Consider the following 13,996-nt stretch of genomic DNA (forward strand, 5'->3'; position numbering starts at 1 on the left):
AAGGCGCAGTTTAGGTCTGGCCAGTGAGAACGGTTGTCCGGCGGCATCGCGGAACGACCGCGCGCTATATCTCCTAAAAGCACCTGTCAGACGGCGCTCACCACGTTCAAGACCGATATGTTTAATTTTTTTAAGGAGGCTGCAGAAATGGCAAACGGTGTTGTAAAATGGTTCAGTGACAAGAAAGGGTTTGGTTTCATCGAACAGGAAGAAGGTCAGGGCGACATTTTCGTTCACTTTTCTTCCATTCAGGCTGAGGGGTTCAAGACCCTTGCGGAAGGAGATCGGGTGACCTTCGACGTGGAGCAAACCGACCGTGGTCCCGCTGCCGCCAATGTAAATAGAGTATAGCCTGAGAAAAAGACATATAATACAAAACGGCATTCCGGGATACCGGATGCCGTTTTGTTGTTGGTGATTCTTTTTTCAGGTTGGATTAAAAAACAGGCTCAAGGATTCGAGGGGTCAAGCGTTTGCGATCCAACAATCGTATCAAAAATTTAAGCCTTCTTTCCGGAAATCCTGTAAATGTTCAGACAAAATTCATGATTTTACCAAATTGTCAAATCCTTGTCGCTTTTGAGCAATCTTCTCGACTCCCTGAAATCCCTTAATCCCTCACACCACGCCCTGGTCGATCATGGCATCCACGACCTTGACGAAGCCGGCGATGTTGGCCCCGTTCATGTAGTTGCCCGGCGTGCCGTACTGCTCGGCCGCATCCAGGCAGGTCCGGTGAATGCTCTTCATGATCATCTGCAGCCGGTTGTCCACCTCTTCACGCGTCCAGGACAGGCGCATGCTGTTCTGGGTCATCTCCAGGCCCGACACCGACACGCCGCCCGCATTGGCCGCCTTGCCCGGACCGTAGAGCAGCCGGTTCTCGATAAACAGGTCGATGCCTTCGGGCACCGTGGGCATGTTGGCCCCTTCGCTGACCACGTAAACCCCGTTGTCGACCAGGTGCTGCGCGTCCACGGCGTTGATCTCGTTCTGGGTGGCCGACGGAAAGGCGCAGTCGGCCTTGTGGTTCCACAGCGGGTTGAACTCCTGGCCCGGGTCCGATTCGGTGTAGACCGCGGCCGGGTATTTTTCGACATATTCCTTCACCCGGCCCCGGCGCAGGTTCTTCAGGTTCATGATATGGGCCAGCCGTTCCCGGTCGATCCCCGCCTCGTCGAAGATGTAGCCCGACGAGTCCGAAAAGGTCACCGGCCTGGCGCCCAGGTCCAGCAGCTTTTCCATGGTGTACTGGGCCACGTTGCCCGATCCGGACACCAGGCAGGTCTTTCCCTCCAGCGTCTCGTCGCGGGTGGCCAGCATCTCGGCCGCGAAGTAGACCGAGCCGTAGCCCGTGGCCTCGGGCCGGATCAGGCTGCCGCCCCAGTTCAGGCTCTTGCCCGTGAGCACCCCGGTGAACTCGTTGCGCAGCCGCTTGTACATCCCGAACAGGTAGCCGATCTCCCGGGCCCCCACCCCGATGTCCCCGGCGGGCACGTCCGTGTCCGGGCCGATGTGGCGGAACAGTTCGGCCATGAAGCTCTGGCAAAAGCGCATCACCTCGAGGTCCGACTTGCCCTTGGGGTCGAAATCGCTGCCGCCCTTGCCGCCGCCCATGGGCAGCGTGGTCAACGCGTTCTTGAACACCTGCTCGAAGGCCAGGAACTTGAGAATGCCCAGGTTCACCGAGGGGTGAAACCGCAGGCCGCCCTTGTACGGGCCGATGGCGCTGTTCATCTCGATCCGAAAACCCCGGTTGACCTGCACCTGGCCCTGGTCATCCACCCAGGGGACCCGGAACAGGATCACCCGCTCGGGCTCCACCAGGCGCTCCAGAATCCTGGCCGCACGGTATTCGGGGTTGCGGTCCATCACCGGCTTGATCGAGGCCATTACCTCCATGACCGCCTGGTGAAACTCCCGCTGCCCCGGGTCCTTGTCTTTTACCATCTGCAGAATGTCCGGCATGTTGGGTTCCTCCCTTATGGAATACATGTTTATACGCCCCCAAAGTGTGGGGACCGAATTGCGTTCGCAATCCTTATTACGGCGCATCCCGATTCAGGGGGCGCTGCCTTTGACGATGACGCACAGGGACCGGCGGCCGTCAACTTTCAGGGTCACGGGTGCATCGAGCCGCACGTGCGCGACGAAGTTGAAATCGCTCTCACGGGGCAACCCGGTAAGCCAATCCCAGTCGATCCTGCCGTCCGCCGATTTGGAGACGGTAATGTAGTTGATCCCCAGCGTGGTGATGTTGTGAAAAAAGTGTGACCCCTGGGAAGGTTCGGCCACCAGCTTGTCCGACTCGGTTTCAATCATGGCGCCGACTCCTGAGATATCAGCCCATGCAACGGGAATCCCGAGCCACCGGTCCGCCGAGCCCCACCGCCCGGGGCCGACGAGCAGGTATTTCCGATCCGCTTTGACCATCATCGCATTCAATCTGGCGATTTCCCGGGCAACCGCCATGGTCTGGGCCGGGTCGAAACATTCAGGTTTGACAAATATGATGTCCGCCATATCCTGTTTCTCGGCATTTCCCAATGCCTTGCCCGAAACACAGAATGCGTTGTCAATTTCTTCTTTTGAAATATCCACCTGCTCCAATTCGGCCCGGGCCGTCATGGGCCGGAGCTGAAGAAAGGCAAACTGCGGTGGAAGGCGGTCCCCGGCGGTCAAATTGACAGAGAACTCCATCTCCACCGGGCAGCCCATCCCCTGTTCCCCCAGAGCAAGCATATCCTTTAGAATATCGGCTAAAGGAAACTCTCCGTATTTGAGGATATGGGCAAAGGTGAGCACCCGCTGGCCCGGTACATGGACGGTATCGCGAATGCGGTGCTCATCCGGCACGTAAGTACTGGCAAGCATCTGCATGGGCAATTCATTGTCGGCGTCGGCCAGTTCGCGGTGCCACAGGTTGGCGCCGTCGTTGGTCTCCAGATAATGGCATGATTTTTCCATTTTGAGGGCATAAAAATGGCGCTGTGCGTTCTCAAGGATATCGTCCACCGTCGAGCGCTGCGGCAGCAGTTGGGGATACGCAGGAGAAAACCGGAGTGTTTTTTCACCTTCGACCACCGCCCGTCCCAATCCCATCGCGATGGTGACGATGCCCTCCTCGGGCTTCATCCGTGCAAACGGATAGTAGTTATAGGACTGGGCGACACCTGAGATCGCCGGGTAGAAACTGTCGTCATACTGGGCGCCCACCAGTTTCTGGATGATCACGGCCATCTGCTCTTCTTCGGTCCGATGGCCAACCCGTTTTGAAAATGCCTTGGGCCCCTTGTAGTAGGTTGACGCATAGACCAGCTTGATGGCATGAATCAGATGGTGGAGACGCTGCTCCAGGTCCGGGCAGTCGTTGGTAATCATGTAGGTACGGTAAAGACCGGCATAGGCCCGGTACTGGGCGTCCTCCAGCAGGCTGGAGGATCGGATGGCCAGGGGATAGGTCACCTGGGCCAGGTAATCGCGCAATTTTTCTTCGATCCAGTCGGGAAACCGGCCATTGACGAAACTATCGCCGATCTTCTCATCTGGCAGATCCGTTTTGGACAGGTGGCGCAGCCCGTTGTCTTCCACGAAGGATTCGAAGCCATCGGTGGTGATCACCAGGGTCTGGGGGACCAGTATATCCACCTCCGGATAAGCGGCACACAGGTCAGGATTCTGGCGGAGCAGAGAGGATACAAAGGCCAGTCCCCGGGCCTTTCCACCCAGGGATCCCGTTCCGATCTTGAAAAATTCTGTATCGAAATCAGCGTCAGCCGCATCGAAATCGGCAACGATACCCTTCTGGCGGCTTTTGCGCCGGTCGGCAATGATGTCGACCAGATGGTTCCGATGGCTTTCCCCATCCGAGAAATCATCGTCGTTGATGGGGCGGACCTCCGCAGCCAGGGTCATCTCGGTGCGCGCAAACAACCAGCGCGAAAAATCATTTTGTCTGCTGTGGTAGCGGAAAGAGTCCTCCGGTATGGTATGCAGCTGCCGCTCCAATGCCTTCAAATTGGAGGCCCGCCCGATTTCCGATCCGTCGGGCAACCGGAAAACGAAATCACCGAACCCCAGACGCTCCTTGAAAAACCGGTGGACATCCTGGTGCAGGGAGTCTGAATTCTTGTCGACAAAGGCGGCGGCAATCGATCGTGCCCTGGACCCGTTCGCCGGCTCCGAACTGGTGAGCAGCAAGGGGATGTCGAACCGCCGCGACCGCACATGCTTGAGCAGATCCACTCCGGCGGCAGGGTCCAGGACGCCGTTACGGGGAAAGCGGACATCGGAGATGACCCCGAGAACATTGGATTCGAATCGCCCGTATATGTCCAGGGCTTCCTCGTAGTTTCCGGCAACCAGAATTTTCGGGCGCGCCCGCATGGTCACCAGCCGGTGTTCTTCGTTGAGCGTGCCCTCCATCACCGCCTGGGTCTGGCCGACCAGTTCGCGGTAAAGAATGGGCAGCAGCGAAGACAGGTAATAGGGAGAATCCTCCACCAGGAGAATCACCCGGATTCCTGCCGACCGGGTATCTTTTTCCACATTCATCCAGTCTTCGGTACTTTTTATCAGCGCCACCAGGATGTCTGTGTTACCGGACCAGACAAAGGTCCGGTCGATGCCCGGCGCACTGTCGGGCCCCTTGACGTCGGGGGAAGGAATCGTGTCGTGGGAAAGCAGAATAACCGGCAGCCCGGGCGCCTTTTTCTTGATCTTGTGTCCCAGCGCAGCGGCACCCATATCCGACAGCCGCGGCATGGTGATCACCATGTCAAATGGCTTGCTGTCGAGGGCGGCAATGGCCTCCTCGGCTGATGAAACCCAGGTCAGGCGCGGCGGGTGGCTGAGGTTCAGCCCCTGATACTCGTTGATGATCCGCTCGGAAAGACGGCAGTCCTCCTCCATGATCCAGGCATCGTAGGGGGTGGAAACCAAAAGGATATCGCGCACCTTGCGCGCCATCAGCTCGTGGAACAGTTTGAATCGCGAATCGGATTCGTTTAAAAACGGTTTGGTGTTCAATGCCATGGGTCCGTGACCTTCCCCCGGTGGATAGGTTGCCGATGGCGCCACCCTGACCTGTTCAGGCCCTGCGGGAAAATCGCCTGCAGTTGAAGGCGCTTTGAGATGTCAAGCACGTTGCGATCTTCATACAATACCGGAAATCCTGGCAAAAGGAAACCACCGGATCGCTCCCGGAGTAACAATGGCGCTTGTCTGCACCGGCGTTCTCTGTTAAATCGGTATCCATGATCCCCTCCGACACCAATGCGGCGGTGCGGATATGGCGCCGTATATTCTCCTCACCATTGCTTCCGCGCACCGAAAGGGAACGCCGACGGTTTTTGCGCAGCAACCTGCTTCTGCATTTCCGGCCGCCTGCGGTCAAAGAAAAGACATTGGCCTTCACCCTGTCCTGGGGGCTGGGCGGCATGGCCGCCACCCTGGTGATACTGCAGATGGCCACCGGCATGCTTTTGAAATTCATCTATGTACCCACACCGGTTGAGGCCTATGCATCGGTGCAGACCATCGTGACCCAGGTCCCCTTCGGCCGCCTGGTCCGCAACCTTCACCACTGGTGTGCCAATCTTCTCGTGGTTGTCCTGATGCTCCATATGCTGAGGGTCTTTTTCACCGGCGCCTTTCACGGTCCCAGGCGGTTTAACTGGGTCATCGGCCTGGCCCTGTTTGCCATGATGCTGGCCGCCAATCTGTCCGGCTACCTGCTTCCCTATGACCAGCTGGCTTACTGGGCCGTCACTGTATGCTCCGCCATGATCGGATATGCCCCCGGTATCGGCGGCGGGCTGCTCGACGTCCTGGGTGGTGGCAATGCATTGGGCCCCCGGACACTGACTTTTTTTTACGCCATGCATACGACCGTCATCCCGCTCCTGATGGCCGGGCTGATGGGGTTTCATTTCTGGCGGATCCGCAAGGCCGGCGGACTGGTCGTTCCACGGAAACCATCCGAAGCGGTGGACGAGGCACCAAACCGGGTTCCCACTTTCCCCAACCTGCTGTTAAGAGAAGTCTCCACGGCACTGATGGTGACGGCCTCCGTATTGGCAATCTCCATTTTTTTCGACGCCGCCCTCTCGGCACCGGCCAATCCGGGCCTGAGCCCCAACCCGGTAAGGGCTCCCTGGTATTTCGCCGGGCTGCAGGAGCTGTTGCTTCACCTTCATCCTGCCGTGGCCGTATCCGTGATTCCATTGATCGCCGGCATTTTCCTGACAGGCATTCCCTACCTGACCTACCCCCGGACCACCGAAGGAATCTGGTTCGCTTCGGCAAGGGGCAGGGCGCAGTCCCTCAGGGCGGCCTTGGCGGCCATGGTCCTCACACCGGCCCTGATCGGTTTCGACGCATTGGTGGTCAAGACCGCCCCCTGGGCTGCCGGTATGTCTCCCATGGTCCGCGACGGTGTCCTGCCCCTGGTGCTTTTCTCATTCCTAACGGGAGGAGGCGTGATGACCATGAGAAGACGATGGAAGGCCACGACGAACGAAACGGTGCAGGCCGTGTTGGTGGTCATGGTCACCGTCCTGATCGTGCTGACCGTCGTGGGGGTGTTCTTTCGCGGACCGTCCATGCGGCTGACCTGGCCCCTATGAGAAAGGACCGCCGATGATCCGTTGGAAAAAACGGGAATCCGCTGATCGCGCAAACGCCGTGGACAACCAGACCCGTCGCAGCCTGCTCAACGGGATGTGGCTGACCCTGGGCGGCCTTGCCCTGGCGGAGGTCGCCTGGCTGGTGGGGTCTTTTCTGAAACCGCTGAAGCACGGGGCGACCTCAGACCGATCCGCAGCTATCGTCGACGCCGGGCCGGCGGATCGGTACTCCCCCAGTACGGTGACCGCTTTTCCCCAGGGCCGCTTTTACCTGGCATGCCTGGAAGACGGGGGATTCATGGCGCTGTCCCGGCGCTGCACCCACCTGGGCTGCACGCTTCCCTGGGACCCGGAAAAAAAGCAGTTCGCCTGCCCCTGCCACGCATCGGCGTTCGACATCCGCGGCTGTGTCATCAAGTCCCCGGCACCGCGGCCGCTGGACCGGTTTGCCGTCTCTATCGAGAACAAGCGGGTGAAGGTGGACACCAGTAGAGCGATCCGAAGAATTGGGTTTGACGCCAGCGAGGTCGTCTATGTGCCGGCAGGCCCATAGAGAGGACCTGACAGGCCGTAAAGACGTCCCCGCCGGGCCCCCGGGCGCCGTTGAAACAGGCAGCCCCGTTTACCGGTTCAGGACTTCGACAAGCGGAACGCCGACCGATCCGGATGGCGGCTTGACGCCGAGGTAAGCCGTAATGGTGGCGGCGATGTCCGTGGGGGCCACCCGCCGCCCGACCGACTGCGCCGGCACCCGATGGCCGGCAAAAAAGATCGGGACAAACGTGTCGTATGCCCACGGCGATCCGTGTATGGCCGCGATGGATCCGATCCCCATCTTTTCGGCCTCCTCGGTGGAGTGCAGGAACCAGTATTGCTCCGGCACCATGTGGATGTTGCCGGAGCGGGTCGGATGAAAGCTGCGGCGGATCTGGTTCTGGACCGGTGATTCGGTGATACGGCCGGCCAGCAGATCGCTTCTGGAAAGGGCGTAGGCGATGCCGGGAATCCGGACCAACTCACCGGCAACGAACCGCTCCACCTCGGCCGCATCCAGTCCGGCGTCGGCAAGGGCGTCCAGGTTCAGATAGAGGTAGGGGTGGCTGTGGCCGGCAATCAGATCATCACGGCCGAATTTTTTCTGCAGGGACTTGGTCAGCGGCCCTTCGGTCTTGAACCAGTCAAAGGCAAACCGGCCGGTGGACAGTCCCAGTGCGGCCATGTATTCCGGTGCTTCGGGTGCCCCGTGGTCGCCGCTGAGCACGATCAGGGTCTGGTCCAGCCCGACGGCAGCATCGATGAATTGAAACAGCTCGGCCAGGGTCCGGTCCAGGCGCAGGATATTGTCTTCGGTTTCCAGACTGGAGGGCCCGAAGAGGTGACCGATGTAGTCGGTCGACGAAAAACTGATCTGGAGGTAATCCGGCACCCCATGGTCGTTTTGGCCTAAACGTTCGTTTCGGACCAGGGCCTTGGCAAAATCCAGGGTGAGCCGGTCGCCGAAGGGGGTCAGGGTCAGGAGCAGGTAGAAATATTTCGAATCGTCTCCCAATCGATGGGGGAAAACACGGCCCAGCGGCTTCAGGTCGGCTTCGTAGGGCCGGTCGTCCATCTGTCCGTGGACGTATGTGGCACGATCGTTCAGCAGCTCCCATGCTTTTCCCTTATACGCATCTGCCGGTTTAGCGGCATTCCATTGTTTCACCCACGCCGGATAGTCATCATAGTAGTAGGTGCTGGTGACGAATTCTCCGCTGCCCTTGGAAAACCAGAAGGCCTTACCCGCATGGCCGCCCGGCAGAATCGCCCCCCGGTCCTTGACCGACACGCTGAACGCACGGGATCGGCCGCCGGTATGGACCACCAGTTCGTCTGAAATGGTGGAGGCCAGCAGGTTGCGTGGCGACACCCCTTCGTGGGCCTTGGATTTCCTGCCGATGATGTGGTGGCGGGCGTCTTCGGTGTTGTAGACGAACTCACCGGTGTCCTGGTCGATCCAGTCATTGGCGACAATGCCGTGCCGGGAGGGATCGGCACCGGTGGCCAGGGTGGCGTGGCCCACGGCGGTTTCGGTATTGGCGTGCCGGTAATGGGCATCCGTGTACCATGTTCCCCTTTCCATCAGATAGCGAAATCCTCCCGGGGTGAGACGATCGGCATACCGGCCGGGCAGGTCCCCGCGCAGTTGGTCGATCGTGATTTGCAGAATGAGTCTGGGCATCGTTGCAGCCGAAGCGGCTGCCAAATCAAAAAGGACACCGAGCATCAGCAGGCAGAAAACGCCTGACACACTGATCATTATCTTGTTTTTCTGAACCATTTCTAAATATCCCTTTTTACCGCATCCCTATGGTGACCGGCATTCAATGGAATGGGGACAAAACAGCCGGGCAGAGCGATGTTTCCCCTCTCGGGCCTGAATGGCTATTGGAAGCCACGCCCCCCCCGGTGGGTGAGCGGGGTGAGACATGCAATACCGGCCACCAGTCAAAAGGCACCATGAATGACCCCGAACAAGATTTCCATTGCCGGGAACTGACAGTACTGGCCACAGGCGGTTCTTTATACTTGAAATCCCTTCACCGGGGATGTTCATGTTTTCATCCATACTGGATGACCCCAGGCGATGCAGGGAGATTACTGGCCGACCCCGCCGCCTTCCTTGAGCATTTCCATGACACTGTCGAGGTTGAATGTCGCCGGATCCTGACTGGGTGGAAACTCCTTGAAGGTCGCCAGATACTTGCCCACGAACGGCTGGGAAGGCACCAGGAGGAAGGTGTGTCGCATCCAGAAGTCCTCGTAGGTATTGCTATGTTCCGCCTCTTCGAAGGGATCCATGCGCAAATCGAAGAACAAAGGGGCGCGCAAGGGGTGCCACATGTGGCGCCACACATCCTGGCCTTCCGCCTCCTGCTTCATGAATACGAGTTTCCAGCGGTTGTACCGTAATCCCGTCAACTGGGCGTCATCGTTGAAATAAAGAAATTCCTTGCGCGGGCCCTTTTCTTCCTTCCCGGTCAAATGAGGAAGGAAATTATAACCGTCCAGGTGATTCTTGTACTTTTTGCCATTCGCACTGTGGCCTTTCTTGAGTTTTTCCTTGATATCCGCATCGCCGGCGGCGGCCATCAGCGTGGGGACCCAGTCCAGATGGGCCATGATTTCATTGCTCACGCTATCCGCCGAAATCTTGCCGGGCCAGCGAACAAACAGGGGAACCCGGAAGGCCCCCTCCCAGTTGGTGACCTTTTCACTGCGGAACCAGGTAACGCCCGCATCGGGCCACGAAGCGGAGTGCGGCCCGTTATCACTGGTGTAAATCACGATGGTATTGTCTGCAATTCCCATTTCATCAAGCGTGTCGAGCAGCTGCCCGACATGGTCGTCATGCTGAAGCATGCCGTCGGCATAGAAATTTAAGCCCGACTTCCCCTTCCATTCATCCGGTACGTGGGTAAACATGTGCATGCGGGAGGGGTTGAACCAGACAAAAAACGGCTTGTCCGCGTTCTTGGATCGCTTCATGAAATCCACCGCGGCATCAAGGAATTCCTGATCCACATTCGGCATACGTTTGGTCGAAAGCGGTCCGGTGTCCTCGATAACCTGCTTGCCGACACGTCCGAACCGGGGGTCCTCGGTGGGGTCATCCTTGGCTGACGCTCTGGAGTGAATGACACCCCGCGGACCAAAGCGTTTGCGGAACTCCGGATCTTTGGGATAATCGGGATGTTCCTCTTCCTCATGGGTATTGAGATGATAAAGGTTACCGAAGAATTCATCGAAACCGTGCACCGTTGGCAGGTACTCGTTGCGGTCACCGAGGTGATTCTTACCAAACTGGCCGGTCATGTACCCCTTTTCCTTGAGCAGGGTGGCGATGGTGGCATCAGAGGGTTGAAGGCCGACTTCAGCACCGGTCAGGCCAACCCGGCTCAGGCCGGTACGAAGGACCGTCTGGCCGGTAAGAAATGACGCACGCCCCGCGGTGCAGCTGTTTTCAGAGTAGTAGTCGGTAAACATCATGCCTTCATTGGCAAGGCGGTCGATGTTGGGTGTTTGGTACCCCATCAATCCCCGGCTATAGGCACTGAGATTGGGAATGCCGATATCGTCACCCATGATTACCAGGATGTTGGGTTTGTCGGCCGCGGCCGAGGAGCCGACGGCCAGGCCAAAGACGGCCAGAAAAATCAACGTTTTCAGAATGTGGTGATTCATCGTAACCTTCCTTTCGTTTGAGAGTGTGTTCATCCGGAATTACGAAAACGGGGTCGAGATCAGGGCGCGTACAAAAATTTGCCACGGGCATCGGGTTGAGATGCCGATGATAAAGTTGTGAACATAACCCGGATATCGGGCAAATTTGGCCTTTTATGGACGGACACGAGATTACAGGGATCGCCGCCGGCATACGGCCATCGCCACTTTGGAAAAGGTTCCCGCAATCGTTCCGGATCGATCGGCGGTCCAGCAAACCTATCGATCAGGCAAATCGTGACAGACAAAAAGCAAGAAAAATGTGGATCTTGATCTTGAAAATCCGACGGTGCATTTAATTCAGGCAGTTTCTGCAGGCGCTGGTGTGTGGAGAATCACCAGGGTGCTCCCGGTGATGGGTTATCCGATCGTCATGGCCGCGTCGGCATTTTTTTGTTTCTCATCGGGGTAAATACTTGTTTACAGTAAATAGTATTAATCATAATTTTACTCAGGTCAATTTTTCCCTTCGAACCCCGGCATATTTGATATTGTTTTTTTGGGCACCAGCAGATATCTTTCAACGGAGATTCCTAAGGGTGGAATTGTGATTCAGCCCATTGAATCCGCCCCGGAACATGCCGCAGGACAGCCTCAGTATTTTACAACATTGATCTCCGGATGATGGACGCCTCCGTGGCACCCCAGACCGCACCCGGTGCTATACGCCCGAAACGACAGGTTCGGGCGGTCGACGGTTGACGGATAATGGCGGCAGCCAAAGGGCGGGGCGAACCATTCGGTGTTCATCTTCTACCACGGGGAAATAGCGCATCCGGAAAAGGCCGACACCATGATCCGCTGGAAAATCATCGGCATCATCGCAACCCTGGTCATCATCTTCTCTTTCCCGATTTATGTGCTCCAGGAGAAATCCAGGCAGTCGGCGGCCCGGGACATCCGGCATCACCCGCCCACGTTCGTGGGAAGCGACGCCTGCCGGGACTGCCACCGCGGCGAGTACGACAAGTGGATGGGCTCCCACCACCAGCTGGCCATGGCCGTGGCCTCGGAGGAAACCGTCCTGGGGGATTTTGCCGATGCCGAGTTTCGCCATTTCGGGATCACGTCACGCTTTTATAAAAATGGGGCCCGCTTCATGGTGACCACCCGGGGGCCGGGGGGCGAGATGGGCGATTTCGAAATCACCCACACCTTCGGGTGGTTTCCCCTGCAGCAATACCTGATCCCTTTTCCCGGCGGCCGGCTGCAGTGTCTGCCCATCGCCTGGGATTCGCGGGAGAAGCGCTGGTACCACCTCTACCCGGATCGCCCCATGGCTTCGGATGACTGGCTCTACTGGACCAACAACGGCCAGAACTGGAACGCCATGTGCGCCGAATGCCACTCTACGGACCTGCGCAAGAACTATGACCCGGAAACGGAGAGGTACCGCACGGCCTGGTCGGAGATCAGTGTGGGCTGTGAAGCCTGCCACGGCCCGGGCTCCGACCATGTGGCCTGGGCCGAATTGCCGGAGATGGGACGGCCGGACGTGGCCGACACGGCCCTGACGGTGAGAACCAGTGGCTTGACCTCGGCCCGGCAGGTCCAGCTGTGCGCACCCTGTCACGCCCGTCGCATGTCCCTGGACGACAACATCCATGCCCACGCCGATTTTCTTGACTATGGCATTCCCCAACTGCTGAGCGAAGGCATGTACTTCCCCGACGGTCAGATCCTGGATGAAGTCTATGTTTACGGCTCCTTCATCCAGAGCAAAATGCACGCCCGGGATGTGCGCTGCAGCGACTGTCACGACGTGCACAGCATCCGGCGGATAAAGGACGGCAACGACCTGTGCCTCCAGTGTCACCGGGCGGCCATTTACGATACCCGCGATCACCATTTTCACAAAAAAGTGGGGGAACCCGGCGACCCCATCCGGGCCGAATCCGGAGAAATCCTTTTTGACGTGGGCACCGGTGCCAGCTGCGAGGGCTGTCACATGCCCGGCCGGCACTACATGGGCGTCGACTACCGACCCGACCACAGCTTTCGCATTCCCCGGCCGGATCTGAGCCTTGCGTTAGACACCCCCAATGCCTGCAACCGCTGCCATGTGGATAAAACCGTTCAGTGGTCCGTGGACGCCATGGGCAAATGGTACGGCAAGAAAATACGACCGCACTATGGCACCACCCTGGCCGCCGGAAGACAGCAGGATCCGGATGCTTTGGCCGAGCTGGTCCGTTTGGCCGGGGATCGGCTCTACCCGGACATCGTCCGCGCAACGGCCCTGTCCCTGGTCTCCGTCTATCCCGATGAGGCCGCCTCAAAAGCACTCGAACGGGCCATTTCCGACGAGTCGGCCCTCCTGCGTCACACCGCTGTCAATCGACTCGCCATCCCGGGTCTGCAGCAACGCATCGCACTTGTCGGACCGCTGCTCTACGACCCGGTGCGTGCCGTTCGCATCGAGACGGCCCGGAGCCTGGTCGCTGCAGTACAAGGTGGATACGGAACACCCCTACGCGAACCTTACGAAAAGGCCCTGGCCGAATACATCAAGGCCATGGAACGAACCGGCGATTTTGCCGCTTCCCGCCACAATCTGGGCAATCTATATGCGGACCTGGGGCAGCCGGATCAGGCCATCGGCCATTACCAGAGGGCCATCGACATCGACAGGCTCTTTTACCCGGCCAAGGTGAACCTGGCCATGCTCTACAACACGATGGGAAAAACGGATCCGGCCGAGGCCTTATTGCGTGAAGTGGTCGACGCGCACCCGGACCTCCATGACATCCAGTACTCCCTGGGCCTGCTCCTTGCTGAGAAAAAAGACTTTGACCAGGCGGTTATTTACCTGGGAGATGCCGCCGCCGGCCTGCCCCAGCGATCCCGGATCCAATATAATCTCTCGCTCCTGCTTAAACAGCTCAACCGCCATGCGGAGGCGGAGAACGCCCTCAACCGGGCCATTCTGATAGACCCGGAAAATGCGGATTACCTCTACGCCTTGGCCGTGCTGTATATGGAATCGGGCCGACTGGACGACGCCTTGAAGGTGGCGGTGACGCTTCGTAAAAACCATCCCGACCTTGCCATAAGCGTCAACTTGGTCGATCATATTAAAAAGTTGCTGGCCAAAACGAATTGAAGGTTTG

General features: G+C 58.4%; 8 protein-coding genes. 4 read left to right on the plus strand and 4 right to left on the minus strand.

The window, feature by feature from the left end:
• Positions 1 to 147 precede the first annotated feature (147 nt).
• Positions 148 to 351: a cold-shock protein gene (locus DSCA_RS07440; protein WP_155320347.1), complete on the plus strand. Its 204-nt coding sequence runs from the start codon at positions 148 to 150 to the stop codon at positions 349 to 351.
• A 267-nt stretch (positions 352 to 618) separates the two neighbouring features.
• Here the strand turns inward: DSCA_RS07440 and gdhA are convergent, their stop codons facing one another.
• Both gdhA and DSCA_RS07450 read right to left on the minus strand, forming a co-directional pair.
• Positions 619 to 1,968, minus strand: coding sequence for an NADP-specific glutamate dehydrogenase (gdhA, locus tag DSCA_RS07445; RefSeq protein WP_155315826.1), 1,350 nt, complete (start codon positions 1,966 to 1,968; stop codon positions 619 to 621).
• A 93-nt stretch (positions 1,969 to 2,061) separates the two neighbouring features.
• Positions 2,062 to 5,034 (minus strand): PEP/pyruvate-binding domain-containing protein, encoded by a 2,973-nt coding sequence (locus DSCA_RS07450; RefSeq protein ID WP_155315827.1) that lies wholly within the window; start codon positions 5,032 to 5,034, stop codon positions 2,062 to 2,064.
• Between the two features lie 221 nt (positions 5,035 to 5,255).
• On the opposite strand from DSCA_RS07450, the gene DSCA_RS07455 reads away from it, so the two are divergent.
• Together DSCA_RS07455 and DSCA_RS07460 are read left to right on the plus strand one after the other, a co-directional pair.
• Positions 5,256 to 6,626 carry a cytochrome b N-terminal domain-containing protein gene (locus DSCA_RS07455; protein ID WP_155315828.1) on the plus strand — a complete coding sequence of 457 codons (1,371 nt, stop codon included), beginning with the start codon at positions 5,256 to 5,258 and terminating at the stop codon, positions 6,624 to 6,626.
• A gap of 13 nt (positions 6,627 to 6,639) precedes the next feature.
• Positions 6,640 to 7,179 (plus strand): QcrA and Rieske domain-containing protein, encoded by a 540-nt coding sequence (locus DSCA_RS07460; protein ID WP_155315829.1) that lies wholly within the window; start codon positions 6,640 to 6,642, stop codon positions 7,177 to 7,179.
• 69 nt (positions 7,180 to 7,248) lie between these two features.
• On the opposite strand, the gene DSCA_RS07465 is transcribed toward DSCA_RS07460, so the two are convergent.
• Positions 7,249 to 8,844, minus strand: a complete 1,596-nt coding sequence (locus DSCA_RS07465) for an alkaline phosphatase family protein (protein WP_197904755.1) — start codon at positions 8,842 to 8,844, stop codon at positions 7,249 to 7,251.
• A gap of 416 nt (positions 8,845 to 9,260) precedes the next feature.
• The gene (locus tag DSCA_RS07470) at positions 9,261 to 10,847 is read right to left on the minus strand and encodes an arylsulfatase (protein WP_155315831.1); all 1,587 of its coding nucleotides are present in this window, start codon (positions 10,845 to 10,847) and stop codon (positions 9,261 to 9,263) included.
• A 781-nt stretch (positions 10,848 to 11,628) separates the two neighbouring features.
• On the opposite strand from DSCA_RS07470, the gene DSCA_RS07475 reads away from it, so the two are divergent.
• Positions 11,629 to 13,989, plus strand: coding sequence for a tetratricopeptide repeat protein (locus DSCA_RS07475; protein ID WP_197904756.1), 2,361 nt, complete (start codon positions 11,629 to 11,631; stop codon positions 13,987 to 13,989).
• Positions 13,990 to 13,996: the final 7 nt, after the last annotated feature.

The sequence above is a fragment of the Desulfosarcina alkanivorans genome, from assembly GCF_009688945.1.
In the GTDB taxonomy this organism is placed as follows: Bacteria; Desulfobacterota; Desulfobacteria; order Desulfobacterales; family Desulfosarcinaceae; genus Desulfosarcina; species Desulfosarcina alkanivorans.

Bases quoted from the DNA above. Each gene is read 5' to 3' on its own strand.
- DSCA_RS07440 (WP_155320347.1), top strand. From the start codon at position 148: ATGGCAAACGGTGTTGTAAAATGGTTCAGTGACAAGAAAGGGTTTGGT.
- gdhA (WP_155315826.1), bottom strand. From the start codon at position 1,968: ATGCCGGACATTCTGCAGATGGTAAAAGACAAGGACCCGGGGCAGCGG.
- DSCA_RS07450 (WP_155315827.1), bottom strand. From the start codon at position 5,034: ATGGCATTGAACACCAAACCGTTTTTAAACGAATCCGATTCGCGATTC.
- DSCA_RS07455 (WP_155315828.1), top strand. From the start codon at position 5,256: ATGATCCCCTCCGACACCAATGCGGCGGTGCGGATATGGCGCCGTATA.
- DSCA_RS07460 (WP_155315829.1), top strand. From the start codon at position 6,640: ATGATCCGTTGGAAAAAACGGGAATCCGCTGATCGCGCAAACGCCGTG.
- DSCA_RS07465 (WP_197904755.1), bottom strand. From the start codon at position 8,844: ATGCCCAGACTCATTCTGCAAATCACGATCGACCAACTGCGCGGGGAC.
- DSCA_RS07470 (WP_155315831.1), bottom strand. From the start codon at position 10,847: ATGAATCACCACATTCTGAAAACGTTGATTTTTCTGGCCGTCTTTGGC.